This is a genomic window from Rhodococcus sp. NPDC059179, from assembly GCF_042754885.1.
Taxonomy (GTDB): Bacteria; Actinomycetota; Actinomycetes; order Mycobacteriales; family Mycobacteriaceae; genus Rhodococcus_G.
The window spans coordinates 120,698-138,592 of sequence record NZ_JBHZBV010000005.1 but is presented as its reverse complement, the minus strand read 5'-3'; the positions used below and the strand labels follow the sequence as shown (position 1 = coordinate 138,592).

18 protein-coding genes are annotated in these 17,895 nt (G+C 68.6%); 9 read left to right on the top strand and 9 right to left on the bottom strand.

The features are described 5' to 3' along the window. Positions 1-2 precede the first annotated feature (2 nt). The gene (locus ACFXMV_RS13180) at positions 3-1,655 is read right to left on the bottom strand and encodes a DAK2 domain-containing protein (protein WP_378503295.1); all 1,653 of its coding nucleotides are present in this window, start codon (positions 1,653-1,655) and stop codon (positions 3-5) included. A 225-nt stretch (positions 1,656-1,880) separates the two neighbouring features. Between ACFXMV_RS13180 and rpmB the strand changes: the two genes are divergently transcribed. The 4 genes from rpmB (at position 1,881) to ACFXMV_RS13160 (ending at position 5,468) form a co-directional block, all read left to right on the top strand. Continuing rightward, positions 1,881-2,072 (top strand): 50S ribosomal protein L28, encoded by a 192-nt coding sequence (gene rpmB / locus ACFXMV_RS13175; RefSeq protein ID WP_072750141.1) that lies wholly within the window; start codon positions 1,881-1,883, stop codon positions 2,070-2,072. A gap of 94 nt (positions 2,073-2,166) precedes the next feature. Further along, a complete protein-coding gene (locus ACFXMV_RS13170) occupies positions 2,167-2,964 on the top strand; it encodes an enoyl-CoA hydratase/isomerase family protein (RefSeq protein WP_378503294.1) in 798 nt (265 codons plus the stop codon). A 152-nt stretch (positions 2,965-3,116) separates the two neighbouring features. Continuing rightward, positions 3,117-3,875 (top strand): hypothetical protein, encoded by a 759-nt coding sequence (locus ACFXMV_RS13165; RefSeq protein WP_378502525.1) that lies wholly within the window; start codon positions 3,117-3,119, stop codon positions 3,873-3,875. A 63-nt stretch (positions 3,876-3,938) separates the two neighbouring features. Continuing rightward, positions 3,939-5,468 carry a DUF222 domain-containing protein gene (locus ACFXMV_RS13160; protein ID WP_378503293.1) on the top strand — a complete coding sequence of 510 codons (1,530 nt, stop codon included), beginning with the start codon at positions 3,939-3,941 and terminating at the stop codon, positions 5,466-5,468. 27 nt (positions 5,469-5,495) lie between these two features. On the opposite strand, the gene ACFXMV_RS13155 is transcribed toward ACFXMV_RS13160, so the two are convergent. The 3 genes from ACFXMV_RS13155 to ACFXMV_RS13145 are packed head-to-tail and all read right to left on the bottom strand — an operon-like array spanning position 5,496 to position 7,616. After that, entirely contained in the window at positions 5,496-6,173 is a 678-nt protein-coding gene (locus ACFXMV_RS13155; protein WP_378500033.1) for a uracil-DNA glycosylase, read from the bottom strand. Beyond that, positions 6,173-6,694, bottom strand: a complete 522-nt coding sequence (locus ACFXMV_RS13150; RefSeq protein WP_378500032.1) for a gamma carbonic anhydrase family protein — start codon at positions 6,692-6,694, stop codon at positions 6,173-6,175. The genes ACFXMV_RS13155 and ACFXMV_RS13150 overlap by 1 nt, the downstream gene beginning before the upstream one ends. 13 nt (positions 6,695-6,707) lie before the next feature. Beyond that, positions 6,708-7,616, bottom strand: coding sequence for a thiamine-phosphate kinase (locus ACFXMV_RS13145; RefSeq protein ID WP_378500031.1), 909 nt, complete (start codon positions 7,614-7,616; stop codon positions 6,708-6,710). A 196-nt stretch (positions 7,617-7,812) separates the two neighbouring features. Between ACFXMV_RS13145 and ACFXMV_RS13140 the strand changes: the two genes are divergently transcribed. Both ACFXMV_RS13140 and ACFXMV_RS13135 read left to right on the top strand, forming a co-directional pair. Next, positions 7,813-8,040 (top strand): Lrp/AsnC ligand binding domain-containing protein, encoded by a 228-nt coding sequence (locus tag ACFXMV_RS13140; RefSeq protein ID WP_378500030.1) that lies wholly within the window; start codon positions 7,813-7,815, stop codon positions 8,038-8,040. 5 nt (positions 8,041-8,045) lie between these two features. After that, positions 8,046-8,648, top strand: coding sequence for a DUF3515 domain-containing protein (locus tag ACFXMV_RS13135; RefSeq protein WP_378500029.1), 603 nt, complete (start codon positions 8,046-8,048; stop codon positions 8,646-8,648). A gap of 22 nt (positions 8,649-8,670) precedes the next feature. Here the strand turns inward: ACFXMV_RS13135 and ACFXMV_RS13130 are convergent, their stop codons facing one another. Together ACFXMV_RS13130 and ACFXMV_RS13125 are read right to left on the bottom strand one after the other, a co-directional pair. Beyond that, positions 8,671-9,777, bottom strand: coding sequence for a D-alanine--D-alanine ligase family protein (locus ACFXMV_RS13130; protein WP_378500028.1), 1,107 nt, complete (start codon positions 9,775-9,777; stop codon positions 8,671-8,673). Positions 9,778-9,854: 77 nt separating this feature from the next. Then, a complete protein-coding gene (locus ACFXMV_RS13125; RefSeq protein WP_378500027.1) occupies positions 9,855-10,853 on the bottom strand; it encodes an NAD(P)H-dependent glycerol-3-phosphate dehydrogenase in 999 nt (332 codons plus the stop codon). A 107-nt stretch (positions 10,854-10,960) separates the two neighbouring features. Between ACFXMV_RS13125 and cofC the strand changes: the two genes are divergently transcribed. The 3 genes from cofC to ACFXMV_RS13110 all read left to right on the top strand — a co-directional run bounded on the left by cofC (position 10,961) and on the right by ACFXMV_RS13110 (position 14,891). Continuing rightward, positions 10,961-11,668 carry a 2-phospho-L-lactate guanylyltransferase gene (gene cofC / locus ACFXMV_RS13120; protein WP_378500026.1) on the top strand — a complete coding sequence of 236 codons (708 nt, stop codon included), beginning with the start codon at positions 10,961-10,963 and terminating at the stop codon, positions 11,666-11,668. Positions 11,669-11,796: 128 nt separating this feature from the next. Further along, on the top strand, positions 11,797-13,932 hold the full coding sequence (locus ACFXMV_RS13115; RefSeq protein ID WP_378503304.1) for an RNA degradosome polyphosphate kinase: 2,136 nt from the start codon (positions 11,797-11,799) through the stop codon (positions 13,930-13,932). Between the two features lie 32 nt (positions 13,933-13,964). Further along, a complete protein-coding gene (locus tag ACFXMV_RS13110; RefSeq protein ID WP_378503292.1) occupies positions 13,965-14,891 on the top strand; it encodes an NUDIX domain-containing protein in 927 nt (308 codons plus the stop codon). Between the two features lie 70 nt (positions 14,892-14,961). Here ACFXMV_RS13110 and ACFXMV_RS13105 read toward each other — a convergent pair whose 3' ends face one another. From ACFXMV_RS13105 to leuC, 3 genes are all read right to left on the bottom strand, one after another. Then, entirely contained in the window at positions 14,962-15,624 is a 663-nt protein-coding gene (locus ACFXMV_RS13105; RefSeq protein ID WP_378503291.1) for an HU family DNA-binding protein, read from the bottom strand. Positions 15,625-15,779: 155 nt separating this feature from the next. After that, on the bottom strand, positions 15,780-16,391 hold the full coding sequence (gene leuD, locus ACFXMV_RS13100; protein WP_378503290.1) for a 3-isopropylmalate dehydratase small subunit: 612 nt from the start codon (positions 16,389-16,391) through the stop codon (positions 15,780-15,782). Between the two features lie 27 nt (positions 16,392-16,418). Further along, a complete protein-coding gene (gene leuC, locus ACFXMV_RS13095; protein ID WP_378501663.1) occupies positions 16,419-17,843 on the bottom strand; it encodes a 3-isopropylmalate dehydratase large subunit in 1,425 nt (474 codons plus the stop codon). Between the last annotated feature and the right edge of the window lie 52 nt (positions 17,844-17,895).

Below are 17,895 nucleotides of genomic sequence, written 5' to 3'. Positions count from 1 at the left end.
GCCTATTCGACGCCGAGCTGGAGCAGGTCCCCGGACTGCCCGCCCTCGTAGATCAACACCTCGATACCCGGGTGGTGCGCCGTGACGTGCGCCGAGAGGAGATCGGCGAGGCCGTCCGGCACCTCGGCCCCCAACAGCAGTGTCAACAGTTCGCCGCCGACCCCGAGCACCTGGTCGATCAGGCGCCTGCCCGCCTCGGCCGCGTCGGGCGCGATCACCACCACCTCGCGCCCGATCAGCCCGAGCCCGTCGCCCGCCTCGCAGGTGCCCATGAGCGTGAGCGACCGCTCCCCCGCGACGCGCAGCGAACCCCACCGGGTGGTGGCGGCGGCCTCGGACATCGCGAACACGTCGTCGACGGCGGCCCGCCCTGGGTCGTGCACGGCCAGGGCGGCCAGCCCCTGCACCATCGACGAGCTGGGCAGCAGCAGCACCTCGTGACTCTCGTCGCGGGCCGCGACACCGATGGTCACCAGCTCGGGAGCGGAGAGCGCGCCGTTCGGGAGCACCAGCACCTCACCACAGCCGAGCGCCCGGATCGCGTCGAGGAGCTGGACCGGGGTGACCGGGTCGTCGCAGCGGAGCACCGCCGCGCCCTCGCCCGCGAACAGGTCGGCGGCGCCGTCGCCCGCGACGATCGCGAGAACTCCCCGATCGGTGGCCCGGCCGGCCACCGTGGTCGCGCCCGAGGCTGATCCGACGCCTGCCCGCGCCTTGTCGAGGGCGAAGCAGGCGATCCGGATGTCGTGGGTGCGGCCTGCGGCGATCCCTGCCTCGACGGCGAGGCCGGGATCCGAGCAGTGCACGTGCACCGACCAGGAACCCACGCCGTCTCCGACGATGATCACCGAGTCGCCCAGCTCGTCGAGCCGGGACCGCAACGCGTTCACCCGCGGAGCGTCGGACCCGGACAGCAGGTACATCACCTCGTAGTCCTGATCGCCCGCGTCGTCAGCGCAGCCGGGCTGGGGCGCGACCGCGGCCTGCGAGGTCGGCGGGACCGGCGCGACCACGATGACCTGGCGCTCGGGGGTCACACCGGTGATGACGCCGACGAGTGCGTCGAGGATGACCACCAGTCCGAGTCCGCCCGCGTCGACGACGCCTGCCGCACCGAGCACAGGCAACTGGGAGGGGGTGCGCGCGAGCGCCTCGGCAGCGGCGTCGGCGGCCTCCGCCGCCACCAGGGACAGCGCGGCGTCGTGCGGGCACGCGTCGGCCGCCGCGGCCGCATGTCGGAGCACCGTCACGATCGTCCCCTCGACGGGGATGCTGATCGCCTCGGTCGCCAGCACGGCTGCCTCGTTCAGCGCGCCGCGCAGCAGTCGGGCGTCCAGCGGTTCGTCGCTCGCAACCTCGGCGATGCCGCGCAGCACCTGGGACAGGATCACGCCGGAGTTGCCGCGCGCCCCCGCGACCGCGCCGCGGGCCAGCGCCGCGGCCACCGCACCCGCCGAGGCGGCCGGGCCTGCGACCTCGGCACCTTCGGCCGCCGCGCGCATGGTGAACAGGAGATTGGTGCCCGTGTCGGAATCAGGGACCGGGAAGACATTGAGGCTGTTGATCTCCTCGCAGCGCGCGACGAGACCGTCCACGCACAGCCGCGACCACCGCAGCAGCGCCTCGCCGTCCACTCTGTCCAGGGCAATGAGCAACTCGGTTCGTCCTCTCCGCCCTGATGGGAACTGCTCGGCCCGGCCAGACTATCCTTCTCCCCAGACGGTTTGCCCGGCTCCACGAGCGGGACAGGCCGGTTTGGTCAATCGAGACGGATGCGGCTACTCTTGCAGGGTTGCCTCGCAAGGGTCGCTTCGGCGTCCCGTGTTCGTAGGCCAGCACCAAAGAAGATATCCATTCATCAATTCAAGGAGTTCGCGACTATGGCTGCCGTCTGCGACGTATGCGCCAAGGGGCCCGGCTTCGGTAAGTCGGTCTCGCACTCGCACCGGCGTACCAACCGTCGTTGGAACCCGAACATTCAGACTGTCCGGGCCCAGGTTGGTCCCGGTACCCGTCAGAAGCTCAACGTGTGCACCTCCTGCCTCAAGGCGGGCAAGGTCGTTCGCGGCTGACGCGTTCCATCGTTTTACCGACTGTGCCCCGACACCTCAGGTGTCGGGGCACAGTCGTTCTCTCCAGCCGATTCCGGCCCGATATGGTGCATCGGTGACTTCACTCGACGGCCTCAGCCACGTCCGCCTCGAAGGCGACGTACTCCGAATCGCGATCGCCACTGCCGACAACGGCACCTCCCTCGACTTCGACGGGGTGAGCCAGGGCACCGCTGCCCTGCAGTCCGTGGCGGCAGGCACCCTCGCCGCACGCAGCGTCCTGCTGATCGGCGAGGGCGCCAACTTCTGCGCGGGCGGCAACGTCCGGGCCTTCGCCGCCGCCGAGGACCGGGGCGAGTTCGTCGCGCACCTGGCGCGCACGCTGCACGACTTCGTCCGGGCCATCGACGCCACCGAGATCCCGGTCGTCTCCGCGGTCCAGGGCTGGGCCGCCGGGGCGGGCATGAGCCTGGTCTGCGCGTCCGACATCTCCATCGGCGGACCGTCCACGAAGCTCCGTCCGGCCTACCCCTCGATCGGATACACGCCCGACGGCGGCATGTCCTGGACGCTGCCGCGGATCGTCGGCGTCGCGAAGGCCCGCGAGATCCTGCTCACCGACGCGATCATCGGCGGCGACGAGGCTGTCCGGCTCGGGATCCTGAGCCGACTGGTCGGCGACGACGAGATCCGCGAAGAGGCGCTGCGGGTCGCCCGCACCCTCGCCGCAGGCCCGACCGCCGCCTACGCGGGCGTCAAGCGCCTGCTCGCCCAGTCCGGTCACCGTTCGCTGTCCGACCAGCTCGACGCGGAGACCGCATCGATCTCGGCCGCGGCCGACGGCGCGACCGGCCGGGAGGGAGTCGACGCCTTCGTCGAGAAGCGGCGCGCCGACTTCTCCGCTGGCGAGTAGCTCAGAGCAACGCTTCTTTGCAACGCGGGCGGCGGCGTTGTCGAACCGACGGGTTCGCATCGTGCCGCCCGCGGTCGCGTCCGTCGGCCAAGGCGCGATACCTGTGCAACCGCATCAATCGTGCATTGCCGAGGCGTGGCAGGACGTCGAGCATGGAACCGACAAAACAGGAGAACCTGCAGTGGACTCCGCAGCCGAAGGGCCTAATGATGACGTTCCGGCTTGTGCCCACACTCACCGCAGCGGCCGTCGTCACCTCCGCAATCCTGATGAGTGCATGCAGTCCTGAGAGCAATCCCCTCGATGTGACACCGACCGACGAGGTCTCGCAGCAGCGATACTTCGCTGAGCCGCCAGTCGATGTACCAAGGGACCCGTCCGCAACCTGCCTCGACGCAGATCTGCCGAACATAACTGTGGACGACTCCATTGCCTACTGGCAGACCATCTTCGACGACCAACGCAGCCACTACCCTGAGCAGCCTTTTCCCTCAAATCAGGACCTGGAGAGCCAAAAACGCGCCGAGTGGTCGCAGGTCGTGAACGACGCGGCGCCTCCTGATGGCGACGCCAGATTCGCTCGGGACGTATGCGGCCTAATCCAACTGGACGGCTCTTTGTACTCGGGGGTTCCTCTGCGCCAGGTTCGTGGTCACGTTGCAGAATTTGGCCGCCGGGCATGCACTTCGATCGCGGAGCAGGGAACCCTCGGGCTCTGGCAATCACTGCAGGGCCAGGAACCCGATCGCGCGAAGGCCACTTCCTACGAGTATCTAATCCACTCGGCGATCACCAATGTATGTCCCCAGCTCGCCGAGCCCACAACGCCCCCGACGCAGATCGAAAAGTGTGCCGACCTGACTCCGGATCCGTCAGCACGGCCCGAGGAAGGCGTTTTCTGCCTCAACTAGGAAAGTGTCGACCCGCGGAGCATTGCCACATACCGTGTCGGACCCCGGCTATAGACTTCGAACATGAGTTCGATCACTGGTGTCGATGCTTCCGGGCAGGTGCAAGCTCACCTGACCGCGATCGCTGACGCCGTGACCGGGCTCTGCGACATGGATATGACCGGGTTGGCCGACGGCGAGTTGACCGACACTCTGCAACGGCTGGAGAGATCCATACGCAAAGCCTCGGCGGTCGGGCACAAGTTGATCGTCGAAACGGCCGAACGGTCCCTGCCCGGCAAGCTGGGCCACAAGACGGTCAACAAGCTGCTGATCGGGGTGCTGCGGATCTCCGCGGCCGACGCGGCCGCGCGGGTGACCGCGGCGAAATCGTTGGGCACCTGGCATGCGCTGTCCGGGCAGCCGCTGCCCGCGGATCTGCCCGAAACCGCCGCGGCGCAACGCGACGGCGAGATTGGTCCGGACCACGCCACGGCCATTCGGAAGGTCATCCGCAAGATCCCCCACACAGTCAGCGACACCGATGTCGCCGTCGCGGAGGAGATCCTCGGCGAACTCGCCCGCTCCGCCACCCCCGAGGACGTCGAGAACGCCGGCCTGGACCTGCTCGCGCATCTGAACCCGGATGGCAACCTCACCGACGCCAAAGACCGCAAACGCCGTCGGGGCGTCAAAATCGGGAGACAAGACACGGACCTCATGTCGCCCATCGCAGGTGAACTGGACCCGAAAACCCGCGCCCTGCTCGACCCCATCCTGGCGAAGTGGGCGCGGCCGGGCATGAACAACCCCGACGACCCGGAATCGCCCACCGGGGACGCCGAACACCCCAACGTCGACCGCGACGCCCTAGTTGCCGCGGCGGCCAGGGACACGCGCACCACGGCGCAACGCAACCACGACGCGTTCACCGCCATGTTCACCGCGCTGCTCGAATCCGGCACCCTCGGGTCGCACCGCGGGCTGCCCGTGACGACGATAATCACGATGACCGTGAGCCAACTCGAACAAGCGACAGGCGTGGTCACCACCGCGTCCGGTGGCATCGTCCCCATCAAAGACGCGTTGACACTGGCCGAGAAGTCGCATCCGGTGCTGGTGTTGTTCGATCACAATGGCCGACCGCTGCATTTCGGTCGCACCAAACGTCTCGCCCAAGCGGCGCAACGCCTCTCCTTGATCGCCGCTGAGGGCGGCTGCACCGGCCCCGGCTGCGCCGCGCCGGCCACGATGACCGCAGGCCACCACAGGCGGGACTATTCCAAAGGCGGCAAGACCGATATCGACGAGCTCACCTTGGCCTGCGACTGCTGCCATGCGATGGTCAAGGACGGGCCCGGCGGCTGGATGACCCGCACCGCCCCCGACGGCACCGAGTACGCCGGCCGCACCGAGTGGATCCCACCACCACACATCGACCCCGAGCAGAAACCCCGGATCAACCACCGGCACCACCCGAAAGAGCTGCTCGACCGCGCCCGCCGAAAAGCACAGGCCCGCAGGGAAGCCGACGCACAAGCGCGGCGCGAACAAACGAAGCGGCACGATGGGCGAGGGTCGGAAGGAGCCGACGGAAACGACGAGATTCCGTAACCGAGCACCACTGTCCATTTCTGCCCCTCAGGGCAGCCGCCAGTCGACCGGTGCCTCCCCGACCTCGACGAGGAGCCGGTTGACGCGGCTGAACGGCCGGGACCCGAAGAACCCGCGCCGGGCGGACAGCGGCGACGGGTGCGCGGACTCGATCACCGCGACGTCGCCGAGCATCGGTCTGAGAGTGCCCGCGTCCCGCCCCCACAGGATCGCCACCAGCTTCTCGGGCCGGGCCACCAACGCCCGGATGGCCTGCTCGGTGACTGCCTCCCAGCCCTTGCCCCGATGCGAGGCGGCCCGGCCGGGTTCGACGGTGAGCACCCGGTTGAGCAGCAGCACCCCCTGATCCGCCCACGGGGTCAGGTCGCCACTGGCGGGGGTCGGAAACCCCAGGTCTTCGCTGTACTCGGCGAAGATGTTGCCGAGGCTGCGCGGCACGGGCCGCACGTCGGGCGCCACCGAGAAGCTCAGTCCCACCGCGTGGCCGGGCGTCGGATAGGGATCCTGACCGACGATCAGCACGCGGACATCGCGAAACGGCTGGTTGAAGGCCCGCAGCACGTTCTCGTCGGCGGGCAGGTGATCGCGACCGTCCGCGACCTCGGTGCGCAGGAACTCGCGCACCGCCGAGATCTGCGAGGACACCGGCGCGAGGGCCTGCGCCCACCCGGCCTCGACCAGTTCCTCCAGCGGCCGGACCGGCATCAGTCGAGTCGCCGGAGCGCGTCCCGGTAGAACGCGGCGTTCGCGGTATACATCTTCACGTTGAGATCCACGTGGCCTTCGGGGACCTCGTAACCCTCGCGGATCTTCGCGGGCACGCCGAGCGCCATCCGCCGCGAGGGCACCTCGAACTTGAACGGGATGACGGCGCCTGCCCCGACGATCGCGCCGCTGCCGATCGTGGATCCGTTCAGCACGATCGAGCCGGAGGCGATCAGGCAGTCGTCGCCGATGACGGCGCCCTCGATGTGCGCGCTGTGCCCCACCACGCACCCGGACCCGATCACGGTCGGGTCGATCGGGGTGCAGTGGATGACCGTGCCGTCCTGGATGTTCGTGTTCGCGCCGATCGCGATGGTGCCGTAGTCGCCGCGCAGCACGGCCTGGGGCCACACCGACGCGCCCGCGGCCAGGGTCACGGCCCCGATGACCACGGCGTCGGGGTGGACGTACGCGTCCGGGTGGATGTCGGGCACGCGGTCACCGAGGGCGTAGATAGGCATGGTGGCAATCTATCTAACGGAAGCTCTGCCACCCGCCGGCGCCCGCCCAGGGGCGACCGCCCACCAGCACCCCGTCGCCCTCCAGGACCGACCCGATCCGACGCCAGCCCTCGGGCAGCGCCGCATCGGCCGGGAACGTAGCGACGAGCGCGTGGTCCTCACCGCCGGTGAGCACCCACTCGCGCGCGTCGGCCCCCAGCTGGTCCGCGGCGGCGGTCAGCTCGGGCCCCGGTTCGAGCGGCGCGACGTCGAGGTCCACCGCGACACCCGAGGCGTCGCAGATGTGCCCCAGATCGGCGACCAACCCGTCGGACACATCCGTCATCGCGGTGGCACCCGCGCGCGCCGCCGCCGGACCACTCCGATACGGCGGACTCGGAACCAGATGCGCGGCAACAAGTTCCGGGAATGCCGTGACCCCGGCCAGCAGGGCCGCCAGCCCCGCAGCCGACGAACCGAGCCGGCCAGCGACGGCGACCTGATCGCCGGGACGCGCCCCCGATCGCAGCACCGGCTGGTGCCCGCCCAGATCGCCGAGCACCGTGATCGAGACGACCAACTGCTCAGCCTGCACCATGTCCCCGCCGATCACGCCCCCGCCGAACGCCGCGACCTCGGCCCAGATCCCGTCCGTCAGCGCGTCGGTGACGGACACCGGCGTGTTCGGGGGGCACCCGATCGCCACCAGGAAGGAGGTCGGCCAGGCCCCCATCGAGACGATGTCCGCACCGTTCTGCGCGACGGCCTTGCGACCGATCTGCTCGGGGGTCGACCAGTCCAGCCGGAAGTGCCTGCCCTGCACCAGCATGTCGGTCGAGGCCACCACGGCTCCATCCGGCGCCCGCACCACCGCGGCGTCGTCACCGGGTCCGAGCAGCGTGCTCTCGGGTTGCGTGCGTCCCGCCACCGCCCGGTCGATCACCGCGAACTCGCCGATATCGGCGACCGTGCGCCCGACGTCGGTGCTGCGATCCGTCGCTTCGATGACGCACCTCCGTGGATCGAGACCGCGTAACCTTTATCGCAGCCGGGAGTCACCCGGCCGTGTAAGTGGCAGGCCAGGGCCACCGCGACTCTACCGAGGTCGACGGGCACTGCACCGAGAAGGGGCGTCAGCAATGCAGGCTTTCGTTCTGATCCAGACCGAGGTCGGCAAGGCCTTGCTCATTGCCGAACAAATCAGGCAACTCCCTGGTGTCCTCAGCGCCGAGGACGTGGTCGGCCCCTACGACGTGGTGGTCCGGGTCGAGGCCACCGACGGCACCGAACTGCCCACCGTGGTCCAGCGGATTCAGCGGGTCACGGGCATCACCCGGACCCTCACCTGTCAGGTTGCTGCACACTGATAACCGTGAACGACCCCGATCTCCCCGAGTCCGCGGGCACCGCCGAGCCCGAAACAGCAGAAGCCCATCCCACTGCCCGGCGCAGTCCGGCACTGATCGCCGCCGCGGTCGCCCTCCCCATCGCCCTGGTGGTCGGCGTGCTGGTGGCGGCCGTCATCGCCGGACGCGACCCCGTCCAGGAACCGGTCGCCCTCGGCACGGTGCCCGCTCCCGCCGCCGAGTCCCCCGAGTGCGCCGCACTGATCGAGGCGCTGCCGGAGGACCTCGGCGATTTCGGCAGGGCCGAACTGGTGGATCCGGCCCCCGTGGGCGCGGCCGCCTGGCAGGCGGACGACGCCAAGGAGGTCGTGCTGCGCTGCGGAGTTGACCGCCCGCTGGAGTTCAACGCGGCGTCGGCGTTGCAGATGGTCGACGAGGTGCAGTGGTTCGAGGTGCCCGGCGAGGAGGGCATGGACGCCAGCACCTGGTTCGCCGTCGACCGCGGGGTCTACGTCGCGCTGACCGTGCCGCACGGATCGGGCCCGAGCCCGCTACAGGACGCCTCGGCGGCCATCACCGGCGCGCTCGAATCGCGGCCGATCGACCCGGCCCCGGTGCCGAACCCCTGACCTCGGGTCGGCCGGCCTGGCGTCAGCGCAGGCCGGTCCCCCGGGCCAGCGCCGTCTCGACCAGGGTGGACACCAGGGACCGGTAGTCGATCCCGGCCGCGTCCCACATCCGCGGGTACATCGAGATCGAGGTGAACCCGGGCATCGTGTTGATCTCGTTGATCACCGGGCCGTTCTCGGTGATGAAGAAGTCGACGCGGGCGAGGCCCTGGCAGTCGAGCGCGGCGAAGGCCTGCACCGCCATCGCCCGGATCTCCTCGCTGATCGCGTCGTCGAGCTTGGCGGGCACATCGAACTCGCAGATGTCGTCGAGGTACTTGGTGTCGAAGTCGTAGAAGGCGCCGTCGTCGCCCGCGAACTCGGGCATCCGGATCTCCGCCACGACGCTGGATTTCACTGAGCCATCAGGGAATTCGAGCACACCGCACTCGACCTCGCGGCCGACGATGCCCGCCTCGACGATGACCTTGGGGTCGTGGCTGCGGGCGACGTCGATCGCCTCGTCGAGGTCATCCCAGGACGACACCCGAGAGATTCCGATCGAGGACCCACCGCGGGCGGGCTTGACGAACACCGGCAGCCCGAGCAGCTCCCGATCCTCCTGCGAGACCGTCGCCGTGCCCGGGCGCAGCACCACCTGACGCCCGATCGGCAGACCCTCCGCCGCGAGCAGCTTCTTGGTGAATTCCTTGTCCATGCCCGCCGCACTGGCCAGCACGCCTGGGCCGACGTAGGGCAGGCCAGCAAGCTCGAGGAGCCCCTGGATGGTGCCGTCCTCGCCGTACGCGCCGTGCAGCACAGGGAACACCACGTCCACCGACGCGAGGATCGCTCCGGCCTCGTCATTGCCCAGGGACACCAGGGCGCCCTCACGGGTCGGGTCGGCCGTCAGGGTCAGCGCGGTGCCAGCCGCGTCCACGGTGGGCAGCGAGCGCCCGGCGATGGCGAGGGCATCGGGGTCGGTCGGCCCGAGCACCCAGGCGCCGTCAGGGGTGATACCGATCGGCACCACCTCGTAGCGCTCGGGATCGAGGTTGCGAAGCACACTGCCAGCGGAAACACAGGAAACGGAGTGCTCACTGCTGCGGCCACCGAAGACCACAGCCACCCTCGTACGCGGATTACTCACGTACCGAACCGTACCGTTGAACGTGGCCACCTGCCGCATCCGCCCGACGCCGGTCCGCCCGCAGGAGCCGCGACGCGTTACTCCGGCTTGGTGCGCCGACCCAGCAGCTGTCCGACCGCGTCCCGGACCGACATACCCTCATGGCACACGCGATGGACCGCATCGGTGAGCGGCATCTCCACCCCGTAGCTCTCGGCCAGCGCCCGCACCGAGGTGCATGACTTCACACCCTCGGCCACCTGACCCTTGGTCGCTCGCTGCGCACTCTCCATGGATCCGCCCGCACCGAGATGGTGACCGAAGGTCCGGTTGCGCGAGAGCGGCGAGGAGCAGGTCGCGACGAGATCGCCGACGCCTGCCAGCCCGGCCAGGGTCGCCGGGTTCGCGCCGAGCGCCACCCCGAGCCTGATCATCTCCGCGAGTCCCCTGGTGATGATGGAGGCGTTCGTGTTCTCCCCCAGACCGATCCCCGACGCCATTCCACAGGCAAGCGCGATCACGTTCTTGCACGCCCCGCCGACCTCACAGCCGACCACGTCGGTGTTGGTGTACGGACGGAAATAACCCGTGGCGCAGGACTTCTGGAGTTCCACCGCGCGAACGGAGTCCGTGCACGCGATCACGGTGGCGGCGGGCTGGCCCACGGCGATCTCCCTGGCAAGGTTCGGCCCCGACAGCACAGCCACCCTGGCCGGATCGGCGGCGGCCACCTGGCTGATCACCTGACTCATCCGCATCAACGTCCCGCTCTCGATGCCCTTCGCCAGGGACAACAGGGTCGAATCCGGCTCGATCGAGGGCGCCCAGGCGCCGAGGTTCTCGCGCAGCGACTGCGAGGGCACGGCCAGGACGACGATGTCTGCGCCCTCGAGCGCGACGCGGTGATCACTTGTCGCCGACAGCGACTCCGGCAGCGCAATCCCCTCGAGGTAGAACGGATTCTGGTGATCCACCGAGATCGCCTGGGCCACTTCCTGTCTGCGGGCCCACAGCGTGACGTCGGTGCCGGCATCGGCCAGCACCTTCGCGAACGCCGTCCCCCAGGATCCTGCCCCCAGTACCGCTGCCTTGCTCATGGAAGTCCCTTCCCATCGACACCCGCTGCCGCCGGCGTCCCAGAGTAGTCGGCCGAGGCGGCACCGGGCCTGCTCACCCGCGGCCACGTGCTGGCAGGATTGCGGGCATGGACCCAGCGCATCGCACGCCGCCCGCCGGGCATGCGCACGTGTTGATCGCGGTCAAGGAGCTCGGCCGGGCCAAGAGCAGGCTGGCCGCCCGCCTCGGGCCGGACGAGCGGACCGCGCTCGTGCTGGCGATGCTGCGCGACACCCTCACAGCGGCTGCGGATGCGACGGGGATCGCCGAGGTCACCGTCATCACCCCGGACCCTTCGGTCGCCCGTGTGGCGCGCGAGTGCGGGGCCAGGCTCTACGCCGATCCCGCTGGCGAGGACGCCGATCGCCTCAACACCGTCCTGCGGGCCGCGGCGGCCGACGCCCGTTCGACCCGCGGGCCCGGCCCCCTTGTGGCGCTGCAGGGCGACCTGCCGTGCCTGCGCCCGGAAGAGCTGTCCGCCGCGCTTGCGGCAGGCAGCCGAGCACCGCGCTCACTCGTGGTCGATCATCACGGCACCGGGACCGCTGCCCTGCTCGTCGGGGACCCCGACGCCGACCTCGACCCCCGGTTCGGCCCGGACTCGGCGCGGCGCCACCGCCTTTCCGGCGCCGCGGTGCTGACCGGCGACTGGCCCGGACTGCGACTCGATGTCGACACCGCAGCCGATCTCGACGCCGCGGTGGCGCTGGGGCCCGGCCGGGCGACCACGGCGGAACTCGACCGGATCGGCTGGCCCGGCACCGCGGGGACCACCCGGCGAATTCACCGAAGATAAATGTGCATCGATTGTCGCCCACTCGCGATCTGGGGGATGATCTACGCGTGACTAACGGTGAGGTACGCGGACAGGACACCGGGCAGCAATCGGCGTCGGCCACCGGCGAGCGCGAATGGAGCGCGCCGATCGTCAATCAGCTGCCGGTGATCCCGACCGCACCTCCCGCCGCCACCCCGCTGGCCGTCGACGGTTCGGTGATCCCGCTGCCCGGGGCCCGCTACCTCAACCGCGAACTGAGCTGGCTCGACTTCAACTCGCGCGTTCTCAGCCTCGCAGAGGACCCGTCGATTCCGCTGCTCGAGCGCGCCAAGTTCCTCGCGATCTTCGCCTCGAATCTCGACGAGTTCTACATGGTCCGCGTCGCGGGCCTCAAGCGAAGGGACGAGACCGGGCTCTCGGTCCGTTCCGCCGACGGTCTCACCCCGCGCGAGCAGTTGGCGCTGATCAACCAGCGGACCCAGGAGATCGCGGAGAAGCATGCGGCGACCTTCCTCGACAAGGTGCTGCCCGAGCTCGCCGAGGAGGGCATCTCCATCATCGGCTGGGCCGACCTCGACGCCGACGAGGAGGAGCGCCTCTCCGCACATTTCCGCGAACAGGTGTTCCCCGTGCTGACCCCGCTCGCGGTCGACCCGGCCCACCCGTTCCCCTACATCAGCGGCCTGAGCCTGAACCTCGCGGTGACCGTGAAGGATTCGTCGACCGGCGGAGAGCACTTCGCGAGGGTCAAGGTGCCCGACAACGTCGACCGGTTCGTCCGCGTCAACCGCACCGATTCGCCCGCGACGACCCCGGCGTTCCTGCCGATGGAGGCGCTGATCGCCGCGCACCTGAACGCGCTGTTCCCCGGGATGGAGATCGTGGAGCACCACGCGTTCCGGATCACCCGCAATGCCGACTTCGAGGTCGAGGAGGATCGCGACGAGGACCTCCTGCAGGCGCTCGAGCGCGAGCTCGCCCGCAGGCGGTTCGGATCCCCGGTGCGGCTCGAGGTCGCGGACGACATGACCGAGCACATGCTCGAACTGCTGCTGCGCGAGCTCGACGTGGATCCGGGAGACGTCATCCAGGTCCCCGGCCTGCTCGATCTGTCCTGCCTGTGGCAGGTCTACGGCGTCGATCGCGCCAACCTCAAGGACGCCCCGTTCGTCCCGGCCACGCATCCGGCCTTCGGCGAGCGGGAGACCCCGAAGAGCGTGTTCTCGACGCTGCGCGAGGGTGACGTGCTCGTGCATCACCCCTACGACTCGTTCTCCACCAGCGTGCAGCGGTTCATCGAGCAGGCGGCGGCGGATCCGCATGTGCTGGCGATCAAGCAGACGCTGTACCGCACGTCCGGCGACTCCCCGATCGTCAACGCGCTGATCGACGCGGCCGAGGCGGGAAAGCAGGTGGTGGCGCTCGTCGAGATCAAGGCTCGGTTCGACGAGCAGGCGAACATCAAGTGGGCACGCAAGCTCGAGCAGGCGGGCGTGCACGTCGTATACGGCTTGGTCGGCCTCAAGACCCATTGCAAGACTTGCCTTGTCGTGCGCAGGGAGGGCTCGACGATCCGCCGGTACTGCCACATCGGCACGGGAAACTACAACCCGAAGACGGCCCGCCTGTACGAGGACGTGGGTCTGCTCACCGCGGCGCCGGAGATCGGCGCGGACCTCACGGACCTGTTCAACTCGCTGACCGGGTACTCGCGCAAGGCGAACTACCGGAACCTGCTGGTCGCGCCATACGGCGTCCGCGACGGCATCATCAAGCGGATCGATGCGGAGGTCGAGCGCCAGCTCGCAGGCAAGCCGGCAGGCGTCCGTCTCAAGGCCAACGCGCTGGTGGACGAGCAGGTGATCGACGCGCTCTATCGCGCCTCCCAGGCGGGCGTGCCGGTTCGGGTGGTGGTCCGCGGGATCTGCGCCCTCAAGCCAGGGGTGCCGGGGCTGAGCGAGAACATCGAGGTCCGTTCGATTCTCGGGCGGTTCCTCGAGCATTCGCGCATCCTGCATTTCGTCGGCGCGGAGGAATTCTGGATCGGTAGCGCCGACATGATGCACCGCAATCTCGATCGGCGGGTGGAAGTGATGGCCCAGGTGAAGGATCCCCGGCTGACCCGTCAACTCGGCGACATCTTCGACTCGGCCCTCGACCCGACCACTCGCTGCTGGGTCCTCCAGTCCGACGGGCACTGGGCGGCCTGGCCCGCACGGGGTGAACGCGTACGCGAGCACCAGCAGGAGTTGATGCGCGGCCGCCGCGGTATCAGTTCGTAGGTCCTTCTCCGGACACCACAGGAAGGCAGCTCGTGAGCTCGAAGTCGGATCGACCGATCAAGGCCAACATCTTTGCGGCCGGTGCCGTGCTCTGGCGCAAGTCACCGGCCAACCCCTACGAGATCGAGATCGCGCTGATCCACCGCCCCCGATACGACGACTGGTCCTTCCCCAAGGGCAAGCTCGATCCCGGGGAGACACCGGTCATCGCGGCGCTGCGCGAGGTGGAGGAAGAGACCGGGCTACGGGCGCGTCTCGACCGGCACGTGACCCGGATCGCCTACGAGATCCCCGGCCACCGCAAGCGCAAGCGGGTCGACTACTGGGCGGCAGAAGCGCTCGGAGGCGAGTTCGTACCGAACAACGAGGTCGACGAGCTCCGGTGGGTGGCCCCCGAGAAGGTGGCGGGCGAACTCTCGTACTCGGTGGACGGCAAGGTGATGCGCCGATTCATGAAAGTCCCCGCCGACACCACCACGATGCTGGTGGTCCGGCACGGCAAGGCCGGCCGCAGAAAGGAATCACCGGACGACACGCTGCGCCCGCTCGACGCCGTCGGACGCGCCCAGGCCGAGGCGCTGGTGCCCCAGCTGCTGGCCTTCGGCGCGACGGCGATCCATTCGGCGGATCGGACCCGCTGTGAGCAGACGGTGGAACCGCTGGCACGCGCGCTCGGCACGGACATCGTGGCGGAACCGCTGCTCTCCGAGGAGGCGTACGCGGAGGACCCGTCCGCGACCAGGTCGCGCGTCAGGAAGATCGCCACCCTCGGCGGCGTTCAGGTGATCTGCAGCCAGAGCGGGGTGATCCCCGATCTGTTGAGCTGGTGGGCGGACCGGGACGGAATCACCCTGCCGCCCGCCCGCAACCGAAAGGCCAGCACCTGGGTTCTCTCGTTCTCCGGCGGCAAGCTGGTGGACGCCAGCCACATCGACAGTCCGCTGCCCGATAACACCTGACGACTCAGGGCGGCGACGGAATCCGTCGCCGCCCTGAATCTCGTGCGTGTGCACGAGCAGTCGGTCGTGCCTACTTCTTGCGGGCGGGAGCCTTCTTGGCGGGCGCCTTCTTGGCAGGGGCCTTCTTGGCGGGAGCCGCCTTCTTGGCCACAACCTTCTTGGCGGGAGCCTTCTTGGCCGGTGCCGCCTTCTTGGCCACAACCTTCTTGGCGGGAGCCTTCTTGGCCGGAGCCGCCTTCTTCGCGACAACCTTCTTCGCGGGCGCCGCCTTCTTCACGACCGCCTTCGCCGGAGCCGCCTTCTTCGCGACAACCTTCTTGGCGGGAGCCTTCTTGGCCGGTGCCGCCTTCTTGGCCGCCACCTTCTTCGCGGCCGTCTTCTTCGCTGCCGCCTTCTTCGCGGGTGCGGCGGCCGCCGAGCCGCGCTTGACCGCGGGTCCACTGGCGGGAAGCTTCTGGCTGCCCGCGATCACGGCCTTGAACTGGGCGCCCGGACGGAACGCCGGCACCGAGGTCGGCTTGACCTTGACGGTCTCGCCGGTGCGCGGGTTGCGCGCGACGCGGGCCGCGCGGCGACGCTGCTCGAAGACGCCGAAGCCGGTGATCGTGACGCTCTCGCCCTTGTGCACGGCGCGCACGATGGTGTCGACGATGTGCTCGACCGCATCGGTCGCGGTGCGTCGATCCGATTCCAGCCGTTCGGTCAGGATGTCAATGAGCTCTGCTTTGTTCATGGAAGTCCTCCGCAAACCGATGGCCCATTTGTCGGACCGACTAGCAAACACGGTAATCCGGAAAAGGGCAAGAGTCTATGTGCCACGCCAATTCTCATGCCTCTCTCAGCGGCGTGGCACCCTCTTTGGTGCCTGAATCCCGTTAGTCGGTCGTATTAGTTTCCGTCGGCAACCCGCGCCGGGAGGGTGGCAGGTTTCCATGACGGCCTTGACTTTTCGAACTCCGAAATCGCATCTACCTGCCGCAACGTCAATCCGATATCGTCCAGCCCCTCGAGCAGACGCCACCGCGTGTAGTCATCAATGTTGAAGCGCACCACCAGCGTTCCGGCGGTGATCGTGCGCTCCGTGAGATCGACAACAATTTCGAGTCCGGGCTGCTCTTCGAGCAACTTCCAGAGCAGTTCGACGTCCGACTGGTCGACCTCCGCCGCCAACAGACCCGCCTTGCCGGAGTTGCCGCGGAAGATGTCGGCGAAGCGAGATGCGATCACAACGCGAAATCCGTAGTCCGATAGCGCCCACACCGCGTGCTCACGGGACGAGCCGGTACCGAAGTCCGGACCGGCGACGAGAACCGAGCCCTTGTCGTAGGGCGGAATGTTCAGGATGAACCCGGGGTCGGCGCGCCAACCCGCGAAGAGACCGTCCTCGAAACCGGTACGCGAGACCGACTTTAGGTAGGCCGCCGGGATGATCTGGTCGGTGTCGACATTGGAGCGCCGCAGCGGGACGCCGATTCCCTTGTGTGTCGTAAAGGCTTCCATCAAATACTCCTGTCGTTCCGGTGGTCTTCAGTCCAGGTCTGCCGGCGCCGAGAGCGTGCCGCGCACTGCTGTCGCCGCCGCAACCAGCGGCGAAACCAGATGGGTCCGTCCGCCCTTGCCCTGCCTACCTTCGAAATTCCGGTTGGATGTCGATGCCGAACGCTCACCCGGCGCCAACTGATCGGGATTCATGCCGAGGCACATCGAGCAACCCGCCTGCCGCCATTCGGCGCCTGCGGCGGTGAAGATCTCACCGAGGCCCTCCTTCTCGGCCTCCGCGCGAACCCGCATGGAGCCGGGGACGACCAGCATCCGCACACCCTGTGCCACCTGGCGGCCCTTCAGCACGCCCGCCACCGCCCGCAGGTCCTCGATCCGGCCGTTGGTGCAGGAACCGACGAAAACCGTGTCCACGGCGATCTCACGCAGCGGAGTGCCCGCCGTCAAGCCCATGTAGTTCAACGCCTTCTCGGCCGCGAGCCGCTCGCTCTCGTCGACGATCTGCGTGGGATCCGGGACCGAGTCGCCGAGCGGCGCACCCTGACCCGGGTTCGTCCCCCAGGTCACGAACGGGGTCAGCGAGTTCGCGTCGATGTAGACCTCTTGGTCGAAAGTCGCGCCCTCGTCGGTCTTCAACTGATCCCACGCGGCAACGGCGGAATCCCAGTCCTCGCCCTGCGGCGCGTGCGGCCGTCCCTTGATGAACTCGTAGGTGATCTCGTCCGGTGCGATCATGCCCGCACGGGCACCCGCCTCGATCGACATGTTGCAGACCGTCATTCGGGCTTCCATCGACATCTGGCGAATGGCGGAGCCGCGGTACTCCAGCACATAGCCCTGGCCGCCGCCGGTGCCGATCTTCGCGATGACGGCCAGCACGACATCCTTACTCGTCACCCCGGGCTGGAGTTCGCCGTCGACATTGATCGCCATCGTCTTGAACGGACGCAGCGACAGCGTCTGGGTCGCCATCACATGCTCGACCTCACTGGTGCCGATACCCATTGCGAGAGCACCGAACGCACCGTGGGTGGAGGTATGACTGTCGCCACACACCACCGTCATGCCGGGCTGCGTCAGGCCCAACTGCGGACCGACGACGTGCACGATGCCCTGATCGAGATCACCCATCGAGTGCAGTCGGACCCCGAACTCCTCGCAGTTGCGGCGGAGGGTCTCGACCTGCGTGCGCGAAACCGGATCCGCGATCGGCTTGTCGATGTCGACGGTGGGGACGTTGTGGTCCTCGGTTGCGATCGTGAGATCGGGACGGCGAAGCGGCCGGCCCGCGAGTCGAAGGCCATCGAAGGCTTGGGGACTGGTCACTTCGTGCACGAGATGCAGGTCGATGTAGATGAGGTCCGGGTTGCGCGATGCGCCCTCCCCCTCACCCTGGACGACGACGTGCTCGTCCCACACCTTCTCCGCCAGGGTGCGCCTTGTACTGACCATGTTCTCCACCTCTCAGTGTGACTAGTGCGTCCCGGACATCGGACGGCCTGGA